Origin of the sequence: Ensifer sp. (genome assembly GCF_031989085.1) — a bacterium.
Lineage (GTDB): Bacteria > Pseudomonadota > Alphaproteobacteria > Rhizobiales > Rhizobiaceae > Ensifer.
In genome coordinates, this window is record NZ_DALZXU010000002.1 from 158672 (window position 1) to 180470 (window position 21799).

At 63.0% G+C, this 21799-nt stretch carries 20 protein-coding genes; 17 read left to right on the forward strand and 3 right to left on the reverse strand.

Annotated elements, in window-relative coordinates; all coding sequences use genetic code 11:
• Positions 1-40 precede the first annotated feature (40 nt).
• From RTP54_RS13680 to RTP54_RS13750, 15 genes are all read left to right on the forward strand, one after another.
• Positions 41-688: an amino acid ABC transporter permease gene (locus RTP54_RS13680; RefSeq protein ID WP_312363453.1), complete on the forward strand. Its 648-nt coding sequence runs from the start codon at positions 41-43 to the stop codon at positions 686-688.
• 13 nt (positions 689-701) lie between these two features.
• Positions 702-1361 (forward strand): amino acid ABC transporter permease, encoded by a 660-nt coding sequence (locus RTP54_RS13685; RefSeq protein WP_112811605.1) that lies wholly within the window; start codon positions 702-704, stop codon positions 1359-1361.
• Complete coding sequence (locus tag RTP54_RS13690) at positions 1358-2122, forward strand: amino acid ABC transporter ATP-binding protein (RefSeq protein ID WP_112811604.1); 765 nt, start codon at positions 1358-1360, stop codon at positions 2120-2122. Before RTP54_RS13685 ends, RTP54_RS13690 begins: the two co-directional genes overlap by 4 nt.
• 8 nt (positions 2123-2130) lie before the next feature.
• Positions 2131-3768, forward strand: a complete 1638-nt coding sequence (locus RTP54_RS13695; RefSeq protein WP_312363457.1) for a N,N-dimethylformamidase beta subunit family domain-containing protein — start codon at positions 2131-2133, stop codon at positions 3766-3768.
• Between the two features lie 12 nt (positions 3769-3780).
• The gene (locus tag RTP54_RS13700; RefSeq protein ID WP_312363458.1) at positions 3781-5148 is read left to right on the forward strand and encodes an aspartate aminotransferase family protein; all 1368 of its coding nucleotides are present in this window, start codon (positions 3781-3783) and stop codon (positions 5146-5148) included.
• Between the two features lie 10 nt (positions 5149-5158).
• A complete protein-coding gene (locus RTP54_RS13705; protein ID WP_112833436.1) occupies positions 5159-6106 on the forward strand; it encodes a 3-keto-5-aminohexanoate cleavage protein in 948 nt (315 codons plus the stop codon).
• 60 nt (positions 6107-6166) lie between these two features.
• Positions 6167-6670, forward strand: a complete 504-nt coding sequence (locus tag RTP54_RS13710; RefSeq protein WP_312363461.1) for a GNAT family N-acetyltransferase — start codon at positions 6167-6169, stop codon at positions 6668-6670.
• A gap of 30 nt (positions 6671-6700) precedes the next feature.
• Positions 6701-7732 (forward strand): histone deacetylase family protein, encoded by a 1032-nt coding sequence (locus RTP54_RS13715; RefSeq protein ID WP_312364389.1) that lies wholly within the window; start codon positions 6701-6703, stop codon positions 7730-7732.
• A gap of 616 nt (positions 7733-8348) precedes the next feature.
• Positions 8349-9911 carry an ABC transporter substrate-binding protein gene (locus tag RTP54_RS13720; RefSeq protein WP_112811600.1) on the forward strand — a complete coding sequence of 521 codons (1563 nt, stop codon included), beginning with the start codon at positions 8349-8351 and terminating at the stop codon, positions 9909-9911.
• A 59-nt stretch (positions 9912-9970) separates the two neighbouring features.
• A complete protein-coding gene (locus tag RTP54_RS13725; protein ID WP_112816942.1) occupies positions 9971-10942 on the forward strand; it encodes an ABC transporter permease in 972 nt (323 codons plus the stop codon).
• 9 nt (positions 10943-10951) lie between these two features.
• Positions 10952-11902 carry an ABC transporter permease gene (locus RTP54_RS13730; protein WP_112811598.1) on the forward strand — a complete coding sequence of 317 codons (951 nt, stop codon included), beginning with the start codon at positions 10952-10954 and terminating at the stop codon, positions 11900-11902.
• Between the two features lie 3 nt (positions 11903-11905).
• A complete protein-coding gene (locus tag RTP54_RS13735; protein WP_312363464.1) occupies positions 11906-13099 on the forward strand; it encodes an amidohydrolase family protein in 1194 nt (397 codons plus the stop codon).
• The gene (locus tag RTP54_RS13740; protein ID WP_312363466.1) at positions 13096-14586 is read left to right on the forward strand and encodes an amidohydrolase family protein; all 1491 of its coding nucleotides are present in this window, start codon (positions 13096-13098) and stop codon (positions 14584-14586) included. Before RTP54_RS13735 ends, RTP54_RS13740 begins: the two co-directional genes overlap by 4 nt.
• The gene (locus tag RTP54_RS13745; RefSeq protein ID WP_312363468.1) at positions 14579-15565 is read left to right on the forward strand and encodes an ABC transporter ATP-binding protein; all 987 of its coding nucleotides are present in this window, start codon (positions 14579-14581) and stop codon (positions 15563-15565) included. The genes RTP54_RS13740 and RTP54_RS13745 overlap by 8 nt, the downstream gene beginning before the upstream one ends.
• Positions 15562-16554, forward strand: a complete 993-nt coding sequence (locus RTP54_RS13750; protein ID WP_312363470.1) for an ABC transporter ATP-binding protein — start codon at positions 15562-15564, stop codon at positions 16552-16554. The genes RTP54_RS13745 and RTP54_RS13750 overlap by 4 nt, the downstream gene beginning before the upstream one ends.
• Positions 16555-16639: 85 nt before the next feature.
• Here the strand turns inward: RTP54_RS13750 and RTP54_RS13755 are convergent, their stop codons facing one another.
• Together RTP54_RS13755 and RTP54_RS13760 are read right to left on the reverse strand one after the other, a co-directional pair.
• On the reverse strand, positions 16640-17374 hold the full coding sequence (locus tag RTP54_RS13755) for an aspartate/glutamate racemase family protein (protein WP_112811594.1): 735 nt from the start codon (positions 17372-17374) through the stop codon (positions 16640-16642).
• A gap of 3 nt (positions 17375-17377) precedes the next feature.
• Entirely contained in the window at positions 17378-18013 is a 636-nt protein-coding gene (locus RTP54_RS13760; protein WP_312363472.1) for a flavin reductase family protein, read from the reverse strand.
• 192 nt (positions 18014-18205) lie between these two features.
• On the opposite strand from RTP54_RS13760, the gene RTP54_RS13765 reads away from it, so the two are divergent.
• Entirely contained in the window at positions 18206-18892 is a 687-nt protein-coding gene (locus RTP54_RS13765; protein WP_312363474.1) for a GntR family transcriptional regulator, read from the forward strand.
• Between the two features lie 75 nt (positions 18893-18967).
• The gene (locus RTP54_RS13770; protein WP_112811591.1) at positions 18968-19795 is read left to right on the forward strand and encodes a bifunctional allantoicase/(S)-ureidoglycine aminohydrolase; all 828 of its coding nucleotides are present in this window, start codon (positions 18968-18970) and stop codon (positions 19793-19795) included.
• Positions 19796-19900: 105 nt separating this feature from the next.
• Here the strand turns inward: RTP54_RS13770 and RTP54_RS13775 are convergent, their stop codons facing one another.
• Positions 19901-21709, reverse strand: a complete 1809-nt coding sequence (locus RTP54_RS13775; protein ID WP_112811590.1) for an ABC transporter ATP-binding protein/permease — start codon at positions 21707-21709, stop codon at positions 19901-19903.
• Positions 21710-21799 lie beyond the last annotated feature (90 nt).

The following is a 21799-nucleotide window of genomic DNA, read 5'->3' on the forward strand; positions in this document are numbered from 1 at the left end:
GCGGCCGGAGACCGTCGCATCCTCCTCCCGGAGTTTCCTCATGGACTTTTCGCTGGTGCAGCGCGTCTTCCCGTTCTTCGTGGAAGCGGCGTGGATCACGATCGAGATATCGGCGCTTTCGCTGGCCCTCGGGCTTGTCGTCGCCTTTCTCGTTGCGGCGGCAAAGATGTCGCGCTCCTTGCCCTTGCGCATCCTCGGTTCTGCCTATGTCAGCCTGTTTCGCGGCACGCCATGCCTGATCCAGCTGTTCGTTCTCTATTTCGGTGGTCCGCAGATCGGCATCAATCTTGAGCCGTTTGCCGCCGGCGTGATCGGGCTTGGCCTCAACATCGGCGCCTATATGGCCGAAGCCATCCGCGGCGCCATCCAGTCGGTCGACCGCGGCCAGACCGAGGCTGCCCGCTCCATCGGCGTCAGCCGGTTCCAGACGATGCGCAAGGTGGTGTTGCCGCAGGCGGCGCGGCTGATGATCCGGCCGCTCGGCGTCAATGCCGTGGCCCTGGTCAAGGGGTCGGCGCTGGTCTCGACAATCTCGGTGGTCGAGCTCACCTACACGGCTCAACGTTACATCGGCTCGACCTACAAGCCGTTCGAGATCTTCGGCGTCGCCGCCGTGCTCTACATGCTCATCGTCTATGTCGTCGCGCGGGTCGTCGATCTCATCGACCGACGCTACGCCATAGCCTGAGAGGAAACCCCGCATGCAAGGCCTCGATTTCAGCGTCGTTCCGCCCTATGCCGATATCCTGTGGATGGGTGTGTGGTGGACGGTCGTCCTCACCGTCTCGGCAGCCGCCATCAGCTTCATCTTCGGCGTGATGTTCGCGCTCGTCGTTCTCTATGCGCCGAAGGCCGTCGCTTTGCCGGTCAGGGCATTCATGTGGCTGTTCATGGGCACGCCGCTGCTGTTGCAGCTGTTCCTGATCTATTACGGGCTGGGGCAGCTCGGCTTCAAGATCCCGGCGCTGATTGCCGGCATCATCGGCCTCGGGCTGCACTTCGCCGTCTATAACGCCGACATTCTGCGCGCCGGCATTGTCGCGGTGGATGTCGGCCAGACCGAAGGCGCGCGTAGTCTCGGCTTCGGTCGCTTCCAGACGCTGCGCTATTTCGTCGTGCCACAGGCCGTGCGCAACACCATCCCGGCCATGGGCAACAACCTGATCGTGCTGTTGAAGGAATCCTCACTGGTGTCGATCATCGGCATTGCCGAACTCGTTCATGCGGCACAGCTCGCGATCAGCGAGACCTTCCGACCGTTCGAGTTCTACATCACGGTCGCCGCCCTCTATTACATCCTAAACCTCGTGCTCGAAGCGGGTCTGCGCCGGGTCGAACAGAACGTGGAGGTATCACGATGAACGCCGAGCGACCCATGGTCGAAGTGAAGGGGGCCCGCAAGGCCTATGGCGAGCTTCAAGTCCTGAAGGGCATCGACCTTTCGGTCGACCGCGGCCAGATCGTTGCCATCATCGGCCCGAGCGGATCGGGCAAGAGCACGCTCCTTCGCTCGATCAATCACCTCGAAACCTTGAATGGTGGCGAGATCTGGCTTGATGGCGTCCAGGTCAACCAGGATCTGCGCGGCCAGGCCTTCGAGCGCCACATCAATGCGGTGCGCCAGCAGATGGGCATGGTGTTCCAGCATTTCAATCTGTTCCCGCATCTGACCGTGCTCGAAAACGTCACCATGGGGCCCATCATCCTGAAGGGCATGGCAAAGGCGGCGGCGCGCGCGCTGGCGGTGGAACTTCTGTCGAAGGTCGGCCTTGCGGAGAAGGTCGATGCCTATCCCTCCAGGCTTTCCGGCGGCCAGAAGCAACGTGTCGCGATCGCGCGAGCGCTGGCCATGCAGCCGAAGGTGATGCTCTTCGACGAGGCAACTTCGGCGCTCGATCCCGAGCTGGTCGACGAGGTCAACGCGGTCATGAAGCAGCTTGCCGCCGAACACATGACGATGCTGATCGTCACCCACGAAATGCGCTTTGCCGGTGAAGTCGCCGATCGGGTGCTGTTCATGGATGGCGGCGTTGTCGTCGAACAGGGGCCTCCGAGCGAAATCTTCCGCGAGCCGAAGCAGGAGCGCACGCGGACATTCCTCAAGAAATACCTGGCGGCGTGATGGATGCGATGAAGACGAGCAGCGACCAGTTTCCCGATTTCGGGCTGACGCCCGATGAGCGCCGCGAAGCGGTGCTCGGCCACTACTACGAATATCCTGGAATGGACGGCGAGCGCGGCGAGATCTGGTGCTATACCGACGCCTATGCCTATCCGCCGGGCGCAACCGTGCGGCTTCAGGTAAGCTCGACGGCCCAACAGTTCGCGCTGGAGATCGTGCGCGACGGCGCGATCGAAACGACTGTCATGACACGGCAGGGGATCGCGGCCCGCTGGCAGGATACGCCGGATCAGTGCTCCGTCGTTGGCTGTGGTTGGGAGACGACGTTCGAGTTCGCGGTCGATGCGAGCTGGCCGTCGGGTGCCTACCGCATTACGTTGACGGCGGCCGGCCGCGATGGCGCGCCCATTCGCTGCCATCACCTCTTCATCGTCCGTCCCGAGGCAGGCCGCAAGCCGGGCCGCGTGCTGCAGGTGGCGGCGACCGGGTCCTGGACCTCCTACAACACCTGGGGCGGTTCGAACCACTACCAGGGCATAACCGGTCCCAACCGCGACCAGTATGCGACGACCGTCAGCATCGAGCGGCCGTTCTGCCGCGGCTTTGTACAACTGCCGGCCGATGCGCCGCGGGTTCCGCTTGAGATCTACTCGCCGATGGCAGTCGCCCCACGCTACCCGCACATGGAATGGGCCTATGCCAACGGCTATTCCAAGAAATACGCCTCGTCAGGCTGGGCGAGCTACGACAGCAACTTCTTCCGCTGGGCCGAGCGCGAAGGCTACGCCGTCGATCTCGCCAGCCAGCACGAGCTGCATTTCAACCCGGAAATCCTCGACGGCTATGATTGCGTCGCCTTCGTGGGCCACGACGAATACTGGACCTGGGAGATGCGCGACGCGGTCGACGGTTACGTCGAGCGAGGTGGACACGCGGCCCGTTTTGCCGGCAACTTCATGTGGCAGACGCGCCTGGAAGACGCCGGCAAGCGGCAGGTGTGCTACAAATATCGCGCGCGTGCAGAAGACCCGGCCTTTCGGTCCGACGATCCGACCCGCATGACCGGCTCCTGGGAGGATAGGACAATCGGTCGTCCCGGTTCGTCCACCTTCGGGCTCATTGCCACACGCGGGCTCTATGTCGGCTGGGGTGGTTGCGCTCCGCGCGGCGCCCGCGGCTTTCCAGTCTATCGCCCCGAGCATTGGGCTTTTGCCGGGACCGGCATCTACTATGGCGATATCCTCGGCGCCGAGGGCCATGCCTTCGGCTACGAGGTCGACGGCCTCGACTACATCATCCGTGGCGGCCTGCCGGAACCGACGGAGGACAGCGGCGCACCTGACGGACTGGAAATCTTGGCGCTCGGCATGTCGTCGCTGAAGGAAGAAAGCGCCGACATTGCCACCGATGATCAGTTCCTCTCCGACGCGGACGCCAAGTTCGTGGCGGAAACGCTGATCGGCGATGCCGGCGAAGCCTCGGTCGACAAGGTCAAACGCGGTTGCGGCATGATCGTCAATTTCCCGCGCGGCAAGGGCGAGGTCTTCCACGCCGGCAGCTGCGAATGGGTGGCAGCCCTCAAGCGCGGCGATACGATGGTCGAACGCGTCACCGCCAATGTTCTCAACCGTTACCTCAAACGCTGACAGAGACCGGACATGCTCAAGATGACAGCTTCCAACGAACGGCCCGCCTCACACCTGTTCTACCAGTCGCGCCTGCGCCGGCCGCTGGTCGACCGGGCCGAGGGCATCTATCTCTTCGACCAGGATGGCCGACGGGTGATCGACGGCTCCAGCGGCGCGATGGTGGTCAATATCGGCCATGGCAATCGCAACGTGATCGAAGCCATGAAGCGGCAGATGGACCGCGTGACCTTCGCCTATCGCCTTCACTTTGAAAACGAACCGGCCGAAGAATTGGCGCGCCGCGCCGCCGAAAAGCTGCCCGAGGGCATGGACAAGATCTTCTTCGTCTCCGGTGGGTCAGAGGCGGTCGAGTCCTGCCTGAAGCTCGCGCGGCAATGGGCCGTCGCGACCGGTCAGAAGGATCGCTGGAAGGTGATCTCGCGCTTTCCGTCCTACCACGGCGGCACGCTCGGCGCGCTGGCTGTCACCGGTTATGCGGCGCTCTCCGATCCGTTCTCGCCGATGATGCGCGAAATGCCGAAGGTGCCGGCACCGACCGCCTATCTCGACCGTGACAACCTGACGATGGAACAGCGTGGCATCAAGTATGCCGACATGCTGGAAGACAGGATCCAGTCCGAAGGCCCGGAAAGTGTGCTCGCCTTCATCATGGAGCCGATCGGCGGCGCGTCGACCGGGGCGCTGGTGGCACCCGACAGCTACTACCGGCGCATCCGCGAGATCTGCGACAAGTATGGCATCCTGCTCATCCATGACGAGGTCATGAGCGGGGCTGGCCGGACCGGGAAATTCCTTGGTGGCGATCATTGGGGCTGCAAGCCGGACCTGATCGCGCTGTCGAAGGGCTTTGCTTCCGGCTATTGCCCGCTCGGTGCCATGGCAGCGCCCTCAAGGCTGGTGCAGCCGGTGCTCGACGCCGGCGGCTTCCAGCATGGCTTCACCTATGCTGGCAATCCGCTTGCCTGCGCCGCTGGCCTGGCGGTGCTCGACGAAATCGACCGGCTCGGGCTGATCGACAATGCGGCCGTCATGGGCGACGCGCTCAAGGCCGAACTGGTCACCCTTTCCGAACGCTTCCCGTTCATCGGCGACGTCAGGGGCAAGGGGCTGCTGCTTGCCGCCGAGTTCGTCTCGGATCGCGAGACGATGAAGCCCTTGCCGAAGGAGTTGAACGCGCACCAGCGGGTTGTCGATCTCGCCTATGAGCGTGGGCTGATCATCTATTCCAGGCGGACCCGTGGGGGTGTCGAGGGCGATCATTTCCTGGTCTGCCCGCCGATGATCATCACAAGGGAGCAGATCGGCGAAATCGTCGCAATCCTCGGCGACGTGCTCGAACAGCTCGCGGCCGAACTCAACCTTCCCGTCAACCGCTGAGATCGACACCATGACGAAAACCAAGACGTCGCGCAGGAAGGTCATCATCACCTGCGCGGTGACGGGCTCGGTGCATACGCCGACCATGTCGCCCCATCTGCCGATCACACCGGACCAGATCGCCGCCGAGGCAATTGCCGCTGCCGAGGCCGGCGCCTCGATCCTGCACCTGCATGCGAGAAACCCGGTGGACGGTCGTCCCTCGGCAGACCCTTCGCTGTTCATGCAGTTTCTGCCGCGCATCAAGCAGTCGACCGACGCCGTCATCAACATTTCGACCGGCGGCTCGTCGCTGATGGCGCTCGAAGATCGCCTGGCGGCCTCATTGCGGGCCGAGCCCGAGATGTGCTCGCTCAACATGGGATCGATGAATTTCGCCCTGTTTCCGGCACTGGACAAGCCCGCCGAATGGAAGCACGCCTGGGAGCCGGAGCTGCTGGAGGCAACACGCTCGTCGATCTTCAAGAACACCTTTGCCGACATGGAATTCATCCTGACGCGGCTTGGGCAGGGATGCGGGACACGCTTCGAGTTCGAATGCTACGATGTCGGCCATCTCTATTCTCTGGCGCATTTCCGTGACCGTGGGCTGGTTTCCGGCCATCTGTTCATCCAGTTTGTCTTCGGCATTCTGGGAGGCATCGGCGCCGATCCCGAGAACCTGACGCACATGAAGCGGATCGCCGACAAGCTCTTCGGCGACGACTATTCATTCTCGGTGCTGGCGGCCGGCCGACACCAGATGCCGATGATCACGATGGCGGCGGCAATGGGCGGCAACGTTCGCGTCGGGCTCGAAGACAGCCTCTACAACGGCCGCGGCCAGCTTGCGACCAGCAATGCTGAGCAAGTGCAGCGTATTCGCACCGTGCTCGACGCCTTGTCGCTGGAGGTTGCCACCCCTAAGGAAGCACGTGATCTTCTCGGCCTCAAGGGCGGTGATCAGGTCGCATTCTGATGCCGCAGGCCCCGGGCGAGATCGCCCGCGGCTTCGGTCGTTGCAGTAAAGGGGAAGACATTGACAACGACGCACGGTTCGACCGCGGCCATCCGCATTCGCTCAGGTGAAATCGGCGATGCCGAGACGATCCATGATGCCATCCTGGCCATGGGGCGCGGGCTCGACATGGTAGGCAAGGTAACTTGCACCGCAGACGACTATCGCCGGTTCGGCTTCGGCCCGGACGCGGCCTTCGGCAGTCTGATTGCTGAGGTGGGCGGCGCGTTTGCCGGTCTCTGCCTGTTCTTTCCGATCTTTTCGACCTGGCGTGGGCGGCCCGGTGTCTTCGTGCAGGATCTCTATGTCGACGATCGCTTTCGCGGCCTCGGGATCGGCGAGCGCCTGCTGCGCGACGTGGCGGCCTGGTCGAGGGCGCGCGGTGGGGACTATCTCCGTCTGGAAGTCGACGTGGAAAACACGACCGCCCAGCGCCTCTATGAGCGGCTCGGTATCACCTGGCAGGTGAAGGACCGCGCCCATGCCGCCTACGGCGATGCCTTCGTGGCACTCGCTGGAAAATGAACGTCTGAAGCCGCAGGAATTGGAGTGACCATGAAAGCCTTCTACGCCCAGGAACAGAAGCGACACGATCCGAAGGCTTTCCTTTCGAGTGGCGCGCCGCAGCCGAACCCGGAGCAGCCCGAACGGGTCGAGCGGTTGCTTGCCGGCGCTCGCGAAGCCGGTTGCACTATCCTTCGGCCAAGCGATCACGGTCTTGGCCCGATTGCCGCCGTTCACACTCCAGAATATCTCGATTTCCTCGAACATATCTATGCGCGCTGGCAGCGGATCGCCGAGGCCTCGGATGAAGTGATCCCGAACATCCATCCGCTCGCCCGTGATGGCCGGTACCCGGCGTCTGCCGTGGGGCAGGCCGGATATCACATGGCCGACACGGCGTGCCCGATTTCCGGGGAGACATGGGAAAGTGTGCGCTGGAGCGCCTGGAGTGCTGTCGACGCGGCAGACGCAATCCTTGCTGGCGACCGTGCCGCCTATGCGCTGTGCCGGCCGCCTGGCCATCATGCCTTTGCCGATGTTGCCGGTGGCTTCTGCTTCCTCAACAATTCCGCTGTTGCAGCACAGCGCTTGCTGTCGAACGCCGCCCGTGTCGTGATTCTCGACATCGACCTGCACCACGGCAACGGTACGCAGGGCATCTTCTACCAGCGCTCCGACGTGCTGACGGTGTCGATCCACGCCGATCCGGTGCGGTTCTATCCCTTCTTCTGGGGACATGCCGATGAACGCGGCGAGGGGCTGGGCCTTGGCTACAACCTCAACCTGCCACTTGATCGCAAGTCGGGAGATACAGAATTTCTGGCCGCCCTCGACGTCGCTTTTCGCCGCATCCGTGCCTATGCCCCGGATGCGCTCGTCGTGGCGCTTGGCCTCGACGCCTTCGAGGGCGACCCTTTCGGCGGGCTGTCCGTGTCGACGCCGGGCTTTGCAAGGATCGGTGCGGCGATCGCCGGTCTTGGCCTCCCGACGGCGATCGTCCAGGAAGGCGGCTATCTCTGCGACGCGCTGTCCGACAATCTGACGTCTTTCCTCACAGGTTTCGGCGCGGCTGCCACGATCTAAGGCTCAGGTAACGTCAGTTGACGATCCAAGCTATTCATCGCCGACGGAAACGTTGTTTATGAGGCGCCGGCTTTCCGGGTAGGCGCCAAACGTTCAAGGCCTTATTTCCCGCCGGCAAGTCCGACGATGCTGGGGTGTTTCGTCACGCCCTTGATGGCCCCCGACCATCGCGCTCCCTGGATGGCGCGCCATTTTTCATGGCCGGAACTGGTCGATCACGTCCGAGCCCGCCCGATCCCGTTGTCCGATCAGGAGGGAGCGGCTGTTTGTCGGTCCCGAGGCCGGCCCTTTCATTTTTATCAAATACCGCAGCGTCAAGGGCGGCCATTCGCGGCCCAATCCGCACGTTGCCGGAGGTGAAAGACGTGAAAGTGAAAGGGATGCTCCCAATTTTCACGTCAGGATTGCACGCCCTTCCGTGATCCAAAGCCACTGAAATTACGTGGTTTTCCCCTTCAAGTGCGCGATTGCGTTTCATTGGCAACATAATTGTCGACAAAATAGTTGACATTAGCGCCAACAACTTCAAATCTAGCACCGTCAGCCTCCAGCGATCGAAGGATCGTGGACCGACCGGATCGGCACGGCGACGAATGGGAAAAACAGAGGGAACCACATGAAACTGAGAAAGCATCTCCTTGCGGGGTTGGCATTCGCCTTTCTCGCCTCCACGGCACAGGCCGAAACGCTGCGCTGGGGCAGCCCGCGGGATATCTTCTCGCTCGATCCATATTCCTACGGCAGCACGTCGAACCTCGCCTTCCTCAATCACGTCTATGAAGGCCTGACGCGCTATACGCCCGAGTTTGTCGTCGAGCCGGCACTTGCCACCAAGTGGGAGCTGGTTTCGGAAAAAGTCTGGCGTTTCCACCTGCGCAAGGGCGTAAAGTTCCAGAACGGCGCCGATTTCACCGCCGATGACGTCGTTGCCTCCATGGCCCGCGTCAGCCACCCGACGTCACCGCTACGCGGCAACATCCCGGCCTATGTCTCCACCACGAAGGTGGACGACTACACCGTCGACATCGAGGTGAACTCGCCAAGCCCGCTGTTCCTCAACGACATGACCAACATCTTCATGTTCGACAAGGACTGGCTTATCGACAACAAGTCCGAACTTCCGACCGATGTCGGCGGCAAGGTCGAGGGTTACACCACCTACCACACAAACGGCACCGGTCCGTTCATCGTCGAATCGCGCGTGCCTGACAGCAAGACCGTACTGGTCAAGAACAACGGCTGGTGGGATACGCCGAAGCACAATCTCGATCGCATCGAATTCACCCCGATCACGTCTGCCGCAACCCGTGTTGCCGCGCTGCTTTCGGGCGAGATCGACCTCACCGACGGCGCGCCCGTGCAGGACCTCGACCGGTTGAAGAGCGATCCGAACATCAAGGTCGTCGAGCGTTCCGACCTGCGCACGGTTCACCTGGTCTTCAACCGCAAGGAAAAGCTTGCTGACGGCCGCGACAATTTCTTCAACGACATCAAGGTTCGCCAGGCGATCGATCATGCGATCGACCGTCAGCTGATCTTCAAGCGCGTCATGCGCGGCAAGTCGCATGTGGCCGGCACCATGGTCGCGCCCGAGATCCCGGGCTACAGCGCCGAACTCGACGTGCCGACCGCTTACGACCCGGAACTGTCGAAGAAGCTTCTCGAAGAAGCGGGCGCCGTTGGCACCGAGTTCACGCTCGTCTGCATGAACGACGAGAGCGTCAACGAGGAAGACGTCTGCAGCGCGCTCGTGTCGATGCTGTCGCGTGTCGGCCTGAAGCCGACGCTCGATATCGGCCCGCGCGCCGTTCAGGCGCCGAAGCGCGCCGGCGGAAAGTCCGACGCCTACATGATCGGCTGGGCCAACGAGCCGACGCTCGATGCCTATTCGCTGCTGATCCAGGTGCTTTCGACCCGCGAGGGTGCGGCTGGCGTCGCCAACTATGGCGGCTGGTCCTATCCCGAGCTCGACGCCATGGTGAAGAAGGCCGCCGTCGAGATGGACCGCGACAAGCGTCTGGCGATTGAGACCGAAGCGCTGAAGTTTGCCAAGGATCAGGTCATCATGATCCCGTTGCATCAGCAGCCGATGGCCTGGGCGATGTCGAAGGAGGTGACTGACGTCACCATCCGCGCCGACAACAAGCCGCGCCACTGGCTGACCCGTATCGGCGATTGAGCCCACATTGCCCCGGCAGAGCTTGCTCTGTCGGGGTTTCTCACTGAGCGGGAAATCCAATGATTGTCTTTCTGATCAAGCGGCTGGCCAATGCCGTGCTGGTCATGCTTGCCGTCGCGCTGATGGCGTTCATGATCTTTCGTTTCGCCGGCGACCCGGTCGAACTGATGGCCAACGAACAGATGTCGCAGGCCGATCGCGTCGAACTGCGCGAAAAACTCGGCCTCAACGATCCGTTCGTCACCCAGTACGTCCGCTTCGTCGTCAATGCGGCTCAGGGCGATTTCGGCATCAGCTACCGCAACGGCCAGGATGTGATGACGCTGATCGCCGAGCGCTTCCCGGCAACGATCGAGCTGGCACTGGTGGCCACGGCCCTGTCGCTCCTGATCGGCATTCCCCTCGGTGTTCTCACCGCGATCCACCGCGGCCGTTGGTATTCCGAGGGGCTGCAATTCGTCAGCATCATCGGCGTCTCGCTTCCAAGCTTCGTCGTCGGCATCCTCTTGATTCTCGTCTTTGCCGTCTCGCTCGGCCTGGTTCCGGCCTTCGGCCGCGGCGATGTCGTGCAGATCGGCTGGTGGAGCACCGGCCTTTTGACGGCCTCCGGACGCGCTTCACTGCTCTTGCCGTCCTTCGCGCTCGCGCTCTACCAGATCACCCTCGTCATGCGCCTCGTGCGCGCCGAGATGATGGAAGTGCTGCGTTCGGACTTCGTGAAGTTCGCCCGTGCCCGCGGCGTGCCGCGCTGGCGCATCTATTTCCGCCACGCGCTTCGCAACTGTCTGATGCCGGTCGTGACCATGACGGCCATGAACGTCGGTTCGCTGATTGCCTTCGCGCTCATCACCGAGACCGTGTTCCAGTGGCCGGGCATGGGCATGCTGTTCATCCAGGCGGTGACCTTCCTCGATATCCCTGTGATGGCAGGCTACCTGTGCATCGTCTCCTTCATCTTCGTCACGCTGAACACGCTGGTCGATATCGCCTATGCGGTCATCGATCCCCGTCTTCGCGATGCCACACGCTGAGGCCGCCCCATGACTGACCAGGCTCAGGACACACCTTCGACAGCCAAGATCGGCCGGCTCGCGCGCTGGCGCCAGAGCGATCTCTGGTGGTCGTTTACCCGCAGCCCGTCGGCAATCGCCGGCGCGCTGATCCTCACGATCCTTATTCTTGCCGCACTTGCGGCACCGTTGATCTCGCCGCAGAACCCGTTCGATCCGGCGCAGCTCGACCTCTGGAATTCGGAACTGCCGCCGATCTGGCAGGCCGACGGGCAATGGCCCTTCATCCTCGGCACCGATACCCAGGGCCGCGACATGCTGTCGGCCATCCTCTATGGCTCCCGCATCTCGATCCTGATCGGCGTCTGTTCGGTAATCCTGTCGCTGACCGTCGGCCTCAGCCTCGGCCTGATCGCCGGCTATTTCGGTGGCATCATCGACAACGTCCTGATGCGCATCGGCGATGTGCTTCTGTCGATCCCGACGATCCTGATTGCCATCCTCGTCAGCGCCGTTGCCCGCCAGATGCTGCCTCCGGAGCTACGCGACGTCGGCTCGGCCGCCGTTCTCGTGCTGGCGATCACGCTCAGCGCCTGGGTGCAATATGCCCGCACCGTGCGCGCCCAGACGATCGTCGAGCGCGGCAAGGAATATGTGCAGGCGGCCCGCCTTCTGAAGACGCCGGCGCGGCGCATCATGCTCAACCATATCCTGCCGAACACGCTGACGCCGATCATGGTTGCCGCCACGCTGAACTTCGGCATGGCGATCCTGACGGAAGCCACACTCTCCTTCCTCGGCATCGGCATGCCGCCGAGCCAACCGAGCCTTGGAACGCTGATCCGGCTCGGCAACCAGTTCCTTTTCTCCGGCGTCTGGTGGGTCGTGCTCTTCCCGGTGCTGCAGCTTTGCCTTCTCGTCGTCTCGGTCAACCTTCTGGGTGACTGGCTGCGCGACGCTCTCAATCCGAAACTGAGGTGAATGATGTCCAATCTTCTGATCCGTAACGTCCGTCCGAATGGCGGGGCGCCCACGGATATCCTGATCCGCGGCGGCAAGATCGACACGATCGGCCAGAACCTTCAGGCCGCTGGCGTGGCAACCGAGGATGGCCGTGGTCATATCGCCATTTCCGGTCTGGTCGAGGCGCACACCCATCTCGACAAGTCGGTCTGGGGCATGCCCTGGCACGAAAACGCCAAGGTCGCGACGTTGCGCGAACGCATCGATTTCGAGCGCGAGAAGCGGCTTGAGATCGGCATCGATCCCCATCGCCAGTCGATGCGCCAGGCAATCCAGCTGGCCGCCAACGGCGCCAGCCATATCCGCAGCCATGTCGACATCGACACCACCCACGGCCTGGCGCTGATGGAAGGCATCATCCAGACGCGCGAGGCGCTCGACGGCATCATCGACATCGAGATCGTCGCCTTCCCGCAATCGGGGCTGGTCACACGTCCGGGCACCGTGGAGCTTCTCGACCAGGCTCTGAGCAATGGGGCAGAAGTCCTTGGCGGCATTGATCCTTGCGGCATCGACCGTGATCCAAAGGGCCATCTCGATGCGGTCTTCGGCCTGGCCGAAAAGCATGGCAAGCCGATCGATATCCATCTGCACGAAGCTGGCGAACTCGGCGCCTTCAGCATGGAGATGATGTTCGAGCGTATCCGGGCACTCGGCATGCAGGGCAAGGTGGCGATCAGCCACGCCTTTGCGCTCGGCGCTCCTGATTATCTGAGGGTCTCTGGCCTGATCGAACAGATCGCCGAACTGGACGTGCGCATCGTCACAACCGGTTCGCCGTCCTCGACCGTTCCGTCGATCCTGCGCCTGAAGGAAGCGGGCGTGAAGGTGGCGGCCGGTTGCGACGGCATCCGCGACACCTGGGGCCCGTGGGGCCAACCGGACATGATGGATCGCGCCCGCATCCTCGGCATGAAGAACGGCCTGCGCCGTGACGTCGATCTGGAGCATGCCCTTCATGTCTGCTCGACCGGTGGCGCCGACGTCATGGACATTGCCGGCTACGGTCTCGACATCGGCTGCAACGCCGACTTCACCCTGCTCGTCGGCGAAACGCTCGCCCATGCCGTGGTTGAAGTCGCGCCGCGCCCGCTGGTCGTCAAGCGCGGCCGCGTCATCGCTCGCAATGGCGTCGCGGAGGTCGCCATCCCATGATCGATCTCAAGGATTTGAAACTTGGCGCGCGCGCCGACGGCCGCACGCTTCTGACAGCGCAATGGGTGCTCGGCCATCGTGATGGCAGCCATCGCCTGATCCCGAACGGCGAGGTCGTTATCGAAGGCGGCAGCTTGCTTTATGTCGGCCCGCGGTTCGAAGGCGAAGTTGCCCGCCGGATCGATTTCGGTGCTGCCATGATCAGCCCCGGCCTGATCGATCTCGATGCCCTGTCCGACCTCGACACCACCATCCTTGCGGTCGATCACCAGCCCGGCTGGGCCAAAGGCCGCGTGTGGCCACGCTCCTATGTCGAGCGCGGTCCCTATGAAATGTACTCGCAAGATGAGCTGGCGTTCCAGAAGCGCTTCTCTTTTGCCCAGTTGCTGCTGAACGGCATCACGACGGCCGCACCGATCGCATCGCTGTTTTACCGCGAATGGGGCGAGACGGTGGAAGAGTTCGCGGCCGCATCCGATGCTGCCGGCGATCTCGGCCTTCGCGTCTATCTGAGCCCGGCATACCGCTCGGGCGGCATGGTTCTGGAGGCACCTGGACAGCTCGAAGCCGTCTTCGACGAGGCGAGGGGGCTGCAGGGCCTCAACGATGCCATCGGCTTCATCCGTGATCACGACGGCCGCCATGGCGGCCTGGTGCGCGGGCTTCTGGCGCCCGATAGGGTCGAGACCTGCACGGAGACGCTCTTGAGGCGAACGGCGGACGCCGCGCGCGATCTCGACTGCTCGATCCGGCTTCACGCAGCGCAAGGCACGATGGAGGTCGATACCGTCCGTCGTCTTCACGGCAAGACGGCGCCGGAGTGGATGGCACGCCTCGGCTTCCTGAGCTCGCGGCTGATCGCGCCGCATGCCACGCAGGCAACGGCTGATGACCTCACGCTTTATGCCGACAACGGCGTCAGCATCGTGCATTGCCCGATGGTTTCTGCGCGTGGTGGCAGCACGCTCAATTCGTTCCGCTCCGTCAAGGCCCGCGGCATCAACATCGCCATGGGCACCGACACGACGCCGCCCGATATGCTGATGAACCTGCTCATCGGGCTTATCACCTGCCGCGTCGTTGAGGGCGACACGGCCGCCGTCAGCTGCGCCGATCTCTTCGACGCCGCCACGCTCGGCGGCGCGAAGGCGCTGGGGCGCAGCGATCTCGGGCGGCTCGAAGCGGGTGCCCGCGCCGATATCGCCGTCTTCGACCTGATGGATCACCATATGGCACCGGCGATCGACCCGATCACGACGCTGGTCGTCGGCGGCTCCGGCCGCGTCACCAAGACGGTCTTCGTCGACGGTCGCCTCTCGATGCACCAGGGCCAGGTTGCCGGCTTCGACATGGATGCGGCACGCCGCCAGGCGCAACGGCAATTCGACGGGCTGATTGCAAAGTACCCGGAGCGCAGCTGGGCGCATCCGCCGGTCAGCGAAATCTTCCCACCCAGCTACCCACTGGAGGATCTGCCGCATGAGTGAACCCAAAACTTCACCGGTCCTCGATGTGCGTGGACTTTGCGTCGAGTTCCCCGGACGGCACGGAACCGTGGCAGCCCTTTCCGACGTCTCGCTCAGCATTCGCCCAGGCGAGATCCTCGGCGTGGTCGGCGAATCCGGCGCCGGAAAGTCGATGACCGGTCTGGCCGTCCAGGGCCTGCTCGAACCGCCGGGACGGATTTCTGGCGGCGAGGTCTGGCTCTCGGGCCGCCGCATCGACCAGCTGTCGGACAAGGACATGCAGAGCGTGCGCGGCCGGCAGATCGGCGCGATCTTCCAGGACCCGCTGACATCGCTCAACCCGCTCTTTACCGTCGGTGCACAGTTGGTGGAGACGATCCGTCTACACCTGAAGCTGTCGAAGCAGGGCGCGAAGGATCGCGCGATCCACCTGTTGAAGGAGGTCGGCATTCCGGCATCGGAGGCCCGCTTCGATCACTATCCGCACCAGTTCTCTGGTGGCATGCGCCAGCGCGTGGTCATTGCACTTGCGCTTGCAGCCGAGCCGAAGCTGATCATCGCCGATGAGCCGACGACCGCGCTCGACGTCTCGATCCAGGCGCAGATCACGTCTCTGCTACGGCGCCTGTGCGACGATCATGGCACCTCGGTGATGCTTGTCACCCACGACATGGGCGTGATTGCCGAGACCGCCGATCGTGTCGCCGTCATGTATGCCGGTCGTCTGGTCGAGATCGGTCCGGTGGAGGAGGTGCTGCGCAATGCGCGCCACCCCTATACCCGCGGGCTGATGGGCTCGATCCCGGCACTCGGACGTCGCGTCGAGCGGTTGAACCAGATCGACGGCTCCATGCCGCGGCTCAACGCTATCCCGCGCGGATGCGCCTTCAATCCGCGTTGTCCCGAGGCGGGGCGGCGCTGCCGTGAAGATCGTCCCGAGCCGACCCCGGTCGGCCACGGCGTCAGTGCTTGCTGGCTCAATGCAGGAGGAGTTCTATGAGTGACGCCCTGACCGTCAATGATCTGACGTGCAATTTCGATGTGTCGGCCCCTTGGCTGAACCGGGTGCTGGAGCGCAAGCCGCGCCAGTTCGTGCGTGCGGTGGACGACATCAGCTTCACCGTGCCGATGGGCGGTTGCCTTAGCCTTGTCGGCGAATCCGGCTGTGGCAAGTCGACGGTGGCGCGGCTCGTGACCGGCCTCTACAGGGCCTCCGACGGAGAGATCCGCTTTGCCCCCGGGCGCTCGGGCGAACCGCTTTCGGCGCAGATGATCTTCCAGGACCCCTTCGCCAGTCTCAATCCGCGCTGGCGCGTGAAGAACATCATTGCCGAGCCTCTGCGCGAACTGAAGCTGCGCAAAACCGATGCGGAGGTGATGGAGCGTGTCGGCGAGCTGCTGCGCATCGTCGGCCTTGCGCCTTCGGACGGTTCGAAGTTTCCGCACGAATTTTCCGGCGGCCAGCGCCAGCGCATTTCGATCGCCCGTGCGCTTGCCGGCGAGCCGGAATTTCTCGTCTGCGACGAGCCGACCTCGGCGCTTGACGTGTCGGTACAGGCGCAGATCCTCAACCTGATGCGCAAGCTGCAGGACGAGATGGGGCTGACCTACCTCTTCATCAGCCACGACATGAGTGTTGTCCGTCACATGTCGGACCGGATTGCGGTCATGTATCTCGGTCGCATCGTCGAAGAGGCAGATACCGAGACGCTGTTTGCCAATCCGCGCCATCCCTATACGCGCCTGTTGCTCGAGACGATCCCCGACATCGCCGAGCCGAAGCGCCAGCGCAGCATCACGGCAAGCGAAGTGCCGAGCCCGCTCAACCCGCCGTCAGGCTGCACCTTCCATCCGCGTTGTCCGCTGGCCGACGCCCGCTGCAAGAGCGAGCGCCCGGCGATGCGAAGCTTTGCGGACGGCTCGCGTGCGGCATGCCACCGTGTCGAGGAAGCTGCTGCCGCAACGGCAAAGGCAATCCAGGCCGCGTAACCAAACCGGCATCTGTAAAAACGAGAAAAACTCCGGAGGGTTTCCCTCCGGAGTTTTTTTGTTTTCAGAGGTTTGCTGCCGTTTGTTAAGCGACAGCATCCACAGGGCGGGCGATCGTCGCGGCCTTGACCCTCGGGTAGTCATAGGCGCCCACCTTGGAGGTGGCGTAGCCGGCCCCGACCAGTGCTTCCGCAAGCTTGATCGCCGCAGTGACGCCGTCGATGACCGGCATGCCGGTTCTCGCCTTCAGCCGGTCGCACAGTTCCGACATGCCGGCGCAGCCGAGAATGATCGCCTCGGCACCATCCTCCTGTTTGGCGCGCAGGATTTCGCCCACCAGCATCTCTTCGGTGTGGGCGAGGTCTTCCTCCAGAGCCAGCACCGGCATATCGACCGAGCGCACCTTGCGGCACCGGTGGCCGGCGCCATAGGCATCGACGAGATCCTCGATGATCGGCACCGAGCGTGGCAGAGTGGTGATGATGGAAAAGCGCGTGGCGATGTTCATCGCGACCTGGATGGCGGCCTGGCAGATACCGATGACGGGCCCGCGTGCGATCTCACGCGCGGCGCCAAGGCCGGGATCGTCGAAGCAGGCAATGACATAGGCATCGATCCCGCGCGCCTCGCCGGCGCGGATCTCGGCGAGCATCGCCGGCACCGCCATGGCTTCGTCCGCATGGCCCTCGATGCTGGCCGGACTCGTGGTCGGATTGATGGACTCAACCCGCGTGGCGGCGGACACGACCCGCTCGGCGCTGCGGTGCGCCTGTTCGGTCATCGAGGCGGTGGAGTTCGGATTGACGAGAAGGATACGCATGGATCAGGCCGTTTTCGCTTTGGGAGCAGCAAAGGAAGCGATGTCGGGCGTGCGCATCTCGAACTGCCGGTCTGATGTGATGTAGTTGTTGGCATGAAGCCGCGCGATCGGCTGGTAGCTCGACGGGTCGACATAGTGGCCCTTGTCGTCAAGGCAGTCCTTGCGCACATGCATATGCACGACTTCGCCGAGCACGATCACCCGGCGGTCGTATTCGATCAACCGTTCGACCCGGCATTCCATCGAGCAGGGCGATTCGACGATGCGGCGGGCGCCGACCTTCACGCCGTCGGCCGCTGTCAGCCCGGCCATCGCCACCTCGTCGACATCGGTTTCGAAGGGAAGACCGCAGACCAGCATCTGGTCGGCGATCGCCATGTCGACCATGTTGACGACGAATTCGTTGGTGCGACGGATGTTGCTGACCGTGTCCTTCTCCTCACCATCGGGGCGTGTCTGGATGCCGAGGATCACGATCGGCGGATCGTGCGAGAAGACGTTGAAGAAGCTCATCGGCGCGGCATTGTCGTGGCCACCAGGCGAGAGCGTCGAGACGAGCGCGATCGGGCGCGGGCCGATGAAATTTGTCAGCAGCCGGTAGCGGTCCTGGGCGGGCAGTTGCGTGAAGTCGAAGTCCATCAATGAGCTCTCGGGTCAGGCGCGGTCGGTTGTCACACCGGTCGATGGCCGTTGTTTAAGTGGTTGCCACAGCATATCAAGTTACGGTACACAATATTGTCTACAATTTTGTAGTCAATATCAAACTGCAGCGTGTGGAATTGACTTTGAACGCTGGCCGGCCAGAGTATGCGAACGGCTAAGGGAGATTTCATGTACAATGCGGACGAAGCCGCCGGAGCGCCGACGGCTATCATTTGTGAGAAAATCTGGCTCGCGATCGCCGAGCGGCGGCTGCGACCCGGCACGCGCCTCAAGGAGGAGCAGCTTGCCGAGATTTTCTCCGTCAGTCGAGCCCGTATCCGCCAGGCGCTGACTGCGCTCGAACGCGATGGGCTTGTGACGATCATGCCCAATCGCGGCGCGTTCGTATCCGAGCCGTCGGTGGACGAGGCGCGTGACGTGTTCGTGACGCGGAGGGCGATCGAGCAGCGCGTGGTCGAGCGCCTCTGCGAACGCGCGACAGTCGAGGACATCGAGCGCATGCGCTCGCACATCGATGAGGAGCGGGTGGCGGGTAAAGTGGGCGATCTCTCTGCAATCGTTCGTCTTTCCGGCGGTTTCCATCTGCTTTTGGCGGAGCTTTCCGGTTCTGCATTCCTGTTCGGCATCCTGCGCGACCTGGTTTCGCGCACATCGCTGATCACCGCCGTGTACCGGTCGAACCATCTGCACAATTGCGGACCGGATGAGCATATGGCCGTCGTCGACCGCATCGCCGCGCGGGATGCGGCCGCGGCAATCCGCGAAATGGCCGAACATCTGCACCACGTCGAGGCGGAACTGGACCTTGACGAGGAGAAGGACCAACCGCGCGATCTGCGCGCGGCACTGCTTTGACATCACATCGACAATAAACCCAACCGCGCCGCTCTTGTGAGGAGGCGGCGCCCGCTTGAGAACTGAAGGACTGAAATGACTGGTCGCAATTACTACGCGCCCCATGGCGGCGCGCCGGCACAAACGCAGCTCCTGACCGACCGTGCGGTCTTCACCGAGGCCTATGCGGTGATTCCAAAGGGGACGATGATGGACATCGTCACCAGCTATCTGCCGTTCTGGGACAAGACCCGCCTGTGGATATTGTCGCGTCCGTTGTCGGGATTTGCTGAAACATTTTCGCAGTACATCATGGAAATCGCTCCAGGCGGCGGTAGCGACCGGCCGGAACTCGACGAGGGTGCCGAGGGTGCGCTGTTCGTCGTCGAGGGTGAACTGACGGTCACGCTCGACGGCAAGGAACACCGCATGCTGCCCGGTGGCTTTGCCTTCATTCCGCCGGCGAGCAAGTGGGCGGCGCATAACAGAAGCGAAGCGCCCGTTCGCTTCCACTGGGTCCGCAAGGCCTATGAGTATGTCGATGGGCTTCCCGCGCCCGAAGCCTTCTTCACCAACGAGGCCGATATCACGCCCAATCCCATGCCCGGCACCGAAGGCAAATGGGCGACGACGCGCTTCGTCGATCCGACGGATCTTCGCCACGACATGCATATGACGATCGTGACCTTCGAGCCTGGCGCGATCATCCCCTTTGCCGAAACCCATGTCATGGAGCACGGTCTCTATGTGCTTGAGGGCAAGGCCGTCTATCGCCTCAATCAGGACTGGGTCGAAGTCGAGGCCGGCGACTACATGTGGCTTCGCGCCTTCTGCCCGCAGGCCTGCTACGCCGGCGGCCCCGGCAAGTTCCGCTACCTGCTCTACAAGGACGTCAACCGTCACATGAAGCTGCGCTCGCGCTGAAGTCTCGACCACAATTCCTATTGAAACAGCGCCGCGAAGAAGGCGCTGTTTCTTTTTAATCAAATGGATATGCGGAATACCTGAAGTACCGCTTTCGACGTACCGTCAGTCGACCAATTGCGGATTGGTCGGGCGCAGGCTTTTCGGCCGGATCAGGCGCAGGGAATCGCCGCCGGCGTCCTTTTCCAGCTCCAGCACGCGCGTGAAGAAGCCGTTGGCGCGTTCCTTGCGGCCGATATTGACGATGGCCGCCTTGCCGATTTCCTTGTCGAGGAAGGTCATGACCTTGCGATAGCTGTCGTCCTCGAGGGTATCCAGCGCCTCGTCGATAATCAGCCATCGCGGCTTGTGCAGCCCCAGACGGGCGATGGCGAGCAGGCGCATTTCCACTTCGCTCAGATTGAGTTTCTTGCGCATGTCCTGGTCGAGGCGGTCGGAAAGGCGGCCGAGGCCGATCTTGGATAGCACGCCGCTCAGTTCGCCGTTCTTGAAGCTGTCGGGCGTCTTCGGATAGGCAAGCACCTCTTCCAGCGTGCCGGGTGCAAAATACGGTGAGCGCGGCACGAAGACCAGTCCGTCGTCGATCGGCAGCGAGATGCGGCCGTGCCCGAAGGGCCAGAGGCCGGCGATAGCACGGAAGAACGGTGCTTTCTCCACCTCCGGCGCGCCGGTGACCAGCACCCGCTCGCCGGGATTGATCGTGACATTCGGTTCCGAAAGCTTGATGCAGCCGGCCGCCGACACGATCTCGATGTGGTCGAACATCATCTGCGGACCGTCCGACGTGACGAACTCGATGCGCTTGTCGCCTTCGTGCCGGTCGTCGATGACGAGCAGGGCAGAGCGGAAGGCGGCGACGCGCAGCAAGGTGGCGCGCCAGTCGGCAATGGCGCCGATATTGTCGACGAACCAGCGCAGCGACGCATGCACCTGGTTGAAGGCGCCGACCGCCATCATCAGGCCGCCAAAGCTGAGGTTGCCAGCAAAATAGACCGGGGAGGCGATGACGATCGGGGCGATGACGGTGATCCAGCCGTAACCGGCCGTAACCCAGGTCAGCCGCGTGACGGCGAGCAGCAGGCTCTTGCTGATTTCGAGAACGGACTGCAGGTCGGCCTGCAGCCGACGCTTTTCATTGGCCTCGCCCGACGACAGCGACACGGCCTCGATGTGTTCGTTGATGCGCATCAGCGAGAAGCGCAGCGATGCCTCGCGGGCGTAATGCTCGCCGTTGAGCTTGACCAGCGGCCGCCCCACCAGCCAGCTCAGCCATGACGCCGTGCCCGCGTAGAGAATGGCGGCCCAGACCATGTAGCCCGGGATGTTGAAGGCCATGCCGGAAACATGGAAGACGAAGCCGTCCGACAACGACCAGAGCACGCCGATGAAGCTGACGAGCAGAATGCCGGACTGGATCAGGCCGATGGTCAGCCCGGCCGAAAGGTCCGAGAGGTGGTTGGCATCCTCATGGATGCGCTGGTCGGGATTGATGCCGATGGCGCCGGCATTGGCGAGCCGAAACGCGCGGGCGGGCCGCATCCATTCGTTGATCAGGTCGAGTGTCAGCCCCTCGCGCAGCCTCAGCCGGATCAACTGGCCAAGCCAGGTCTGCAGCACGTTGAGCACGAGCAGAGCACCGGCGATCTGGGCAAAGATGGTCAGTTGGTGCAGGAAAGCCTGCAGGTCGCGCCGTTCCAGCGTGTCGTAGAAGGGCTTGTACCAGCGATTGAGGATGATCTGCCCGAAAGCGGTGGTGACGATGACCGCCAGGATGCCAAGGGCGAGCCAGATGACCCGGTTTCTGAGCGGCGACGCCATGAAGGCTGCATGCATCATCCGCAACTGGGCGCCGAGGGGTTGTTCGTCGTTGGCCTCTACCCGACCATTGTTCTTGTCATTCTTAGGCTTCGGCATCGATGCGAATCTCTCCGTCACGATCTCCACCAGGGAAATATAGCCTGCCGAGCCCGGTCTCCCTAGCGCCGATTGTCGTTATGCAATTCA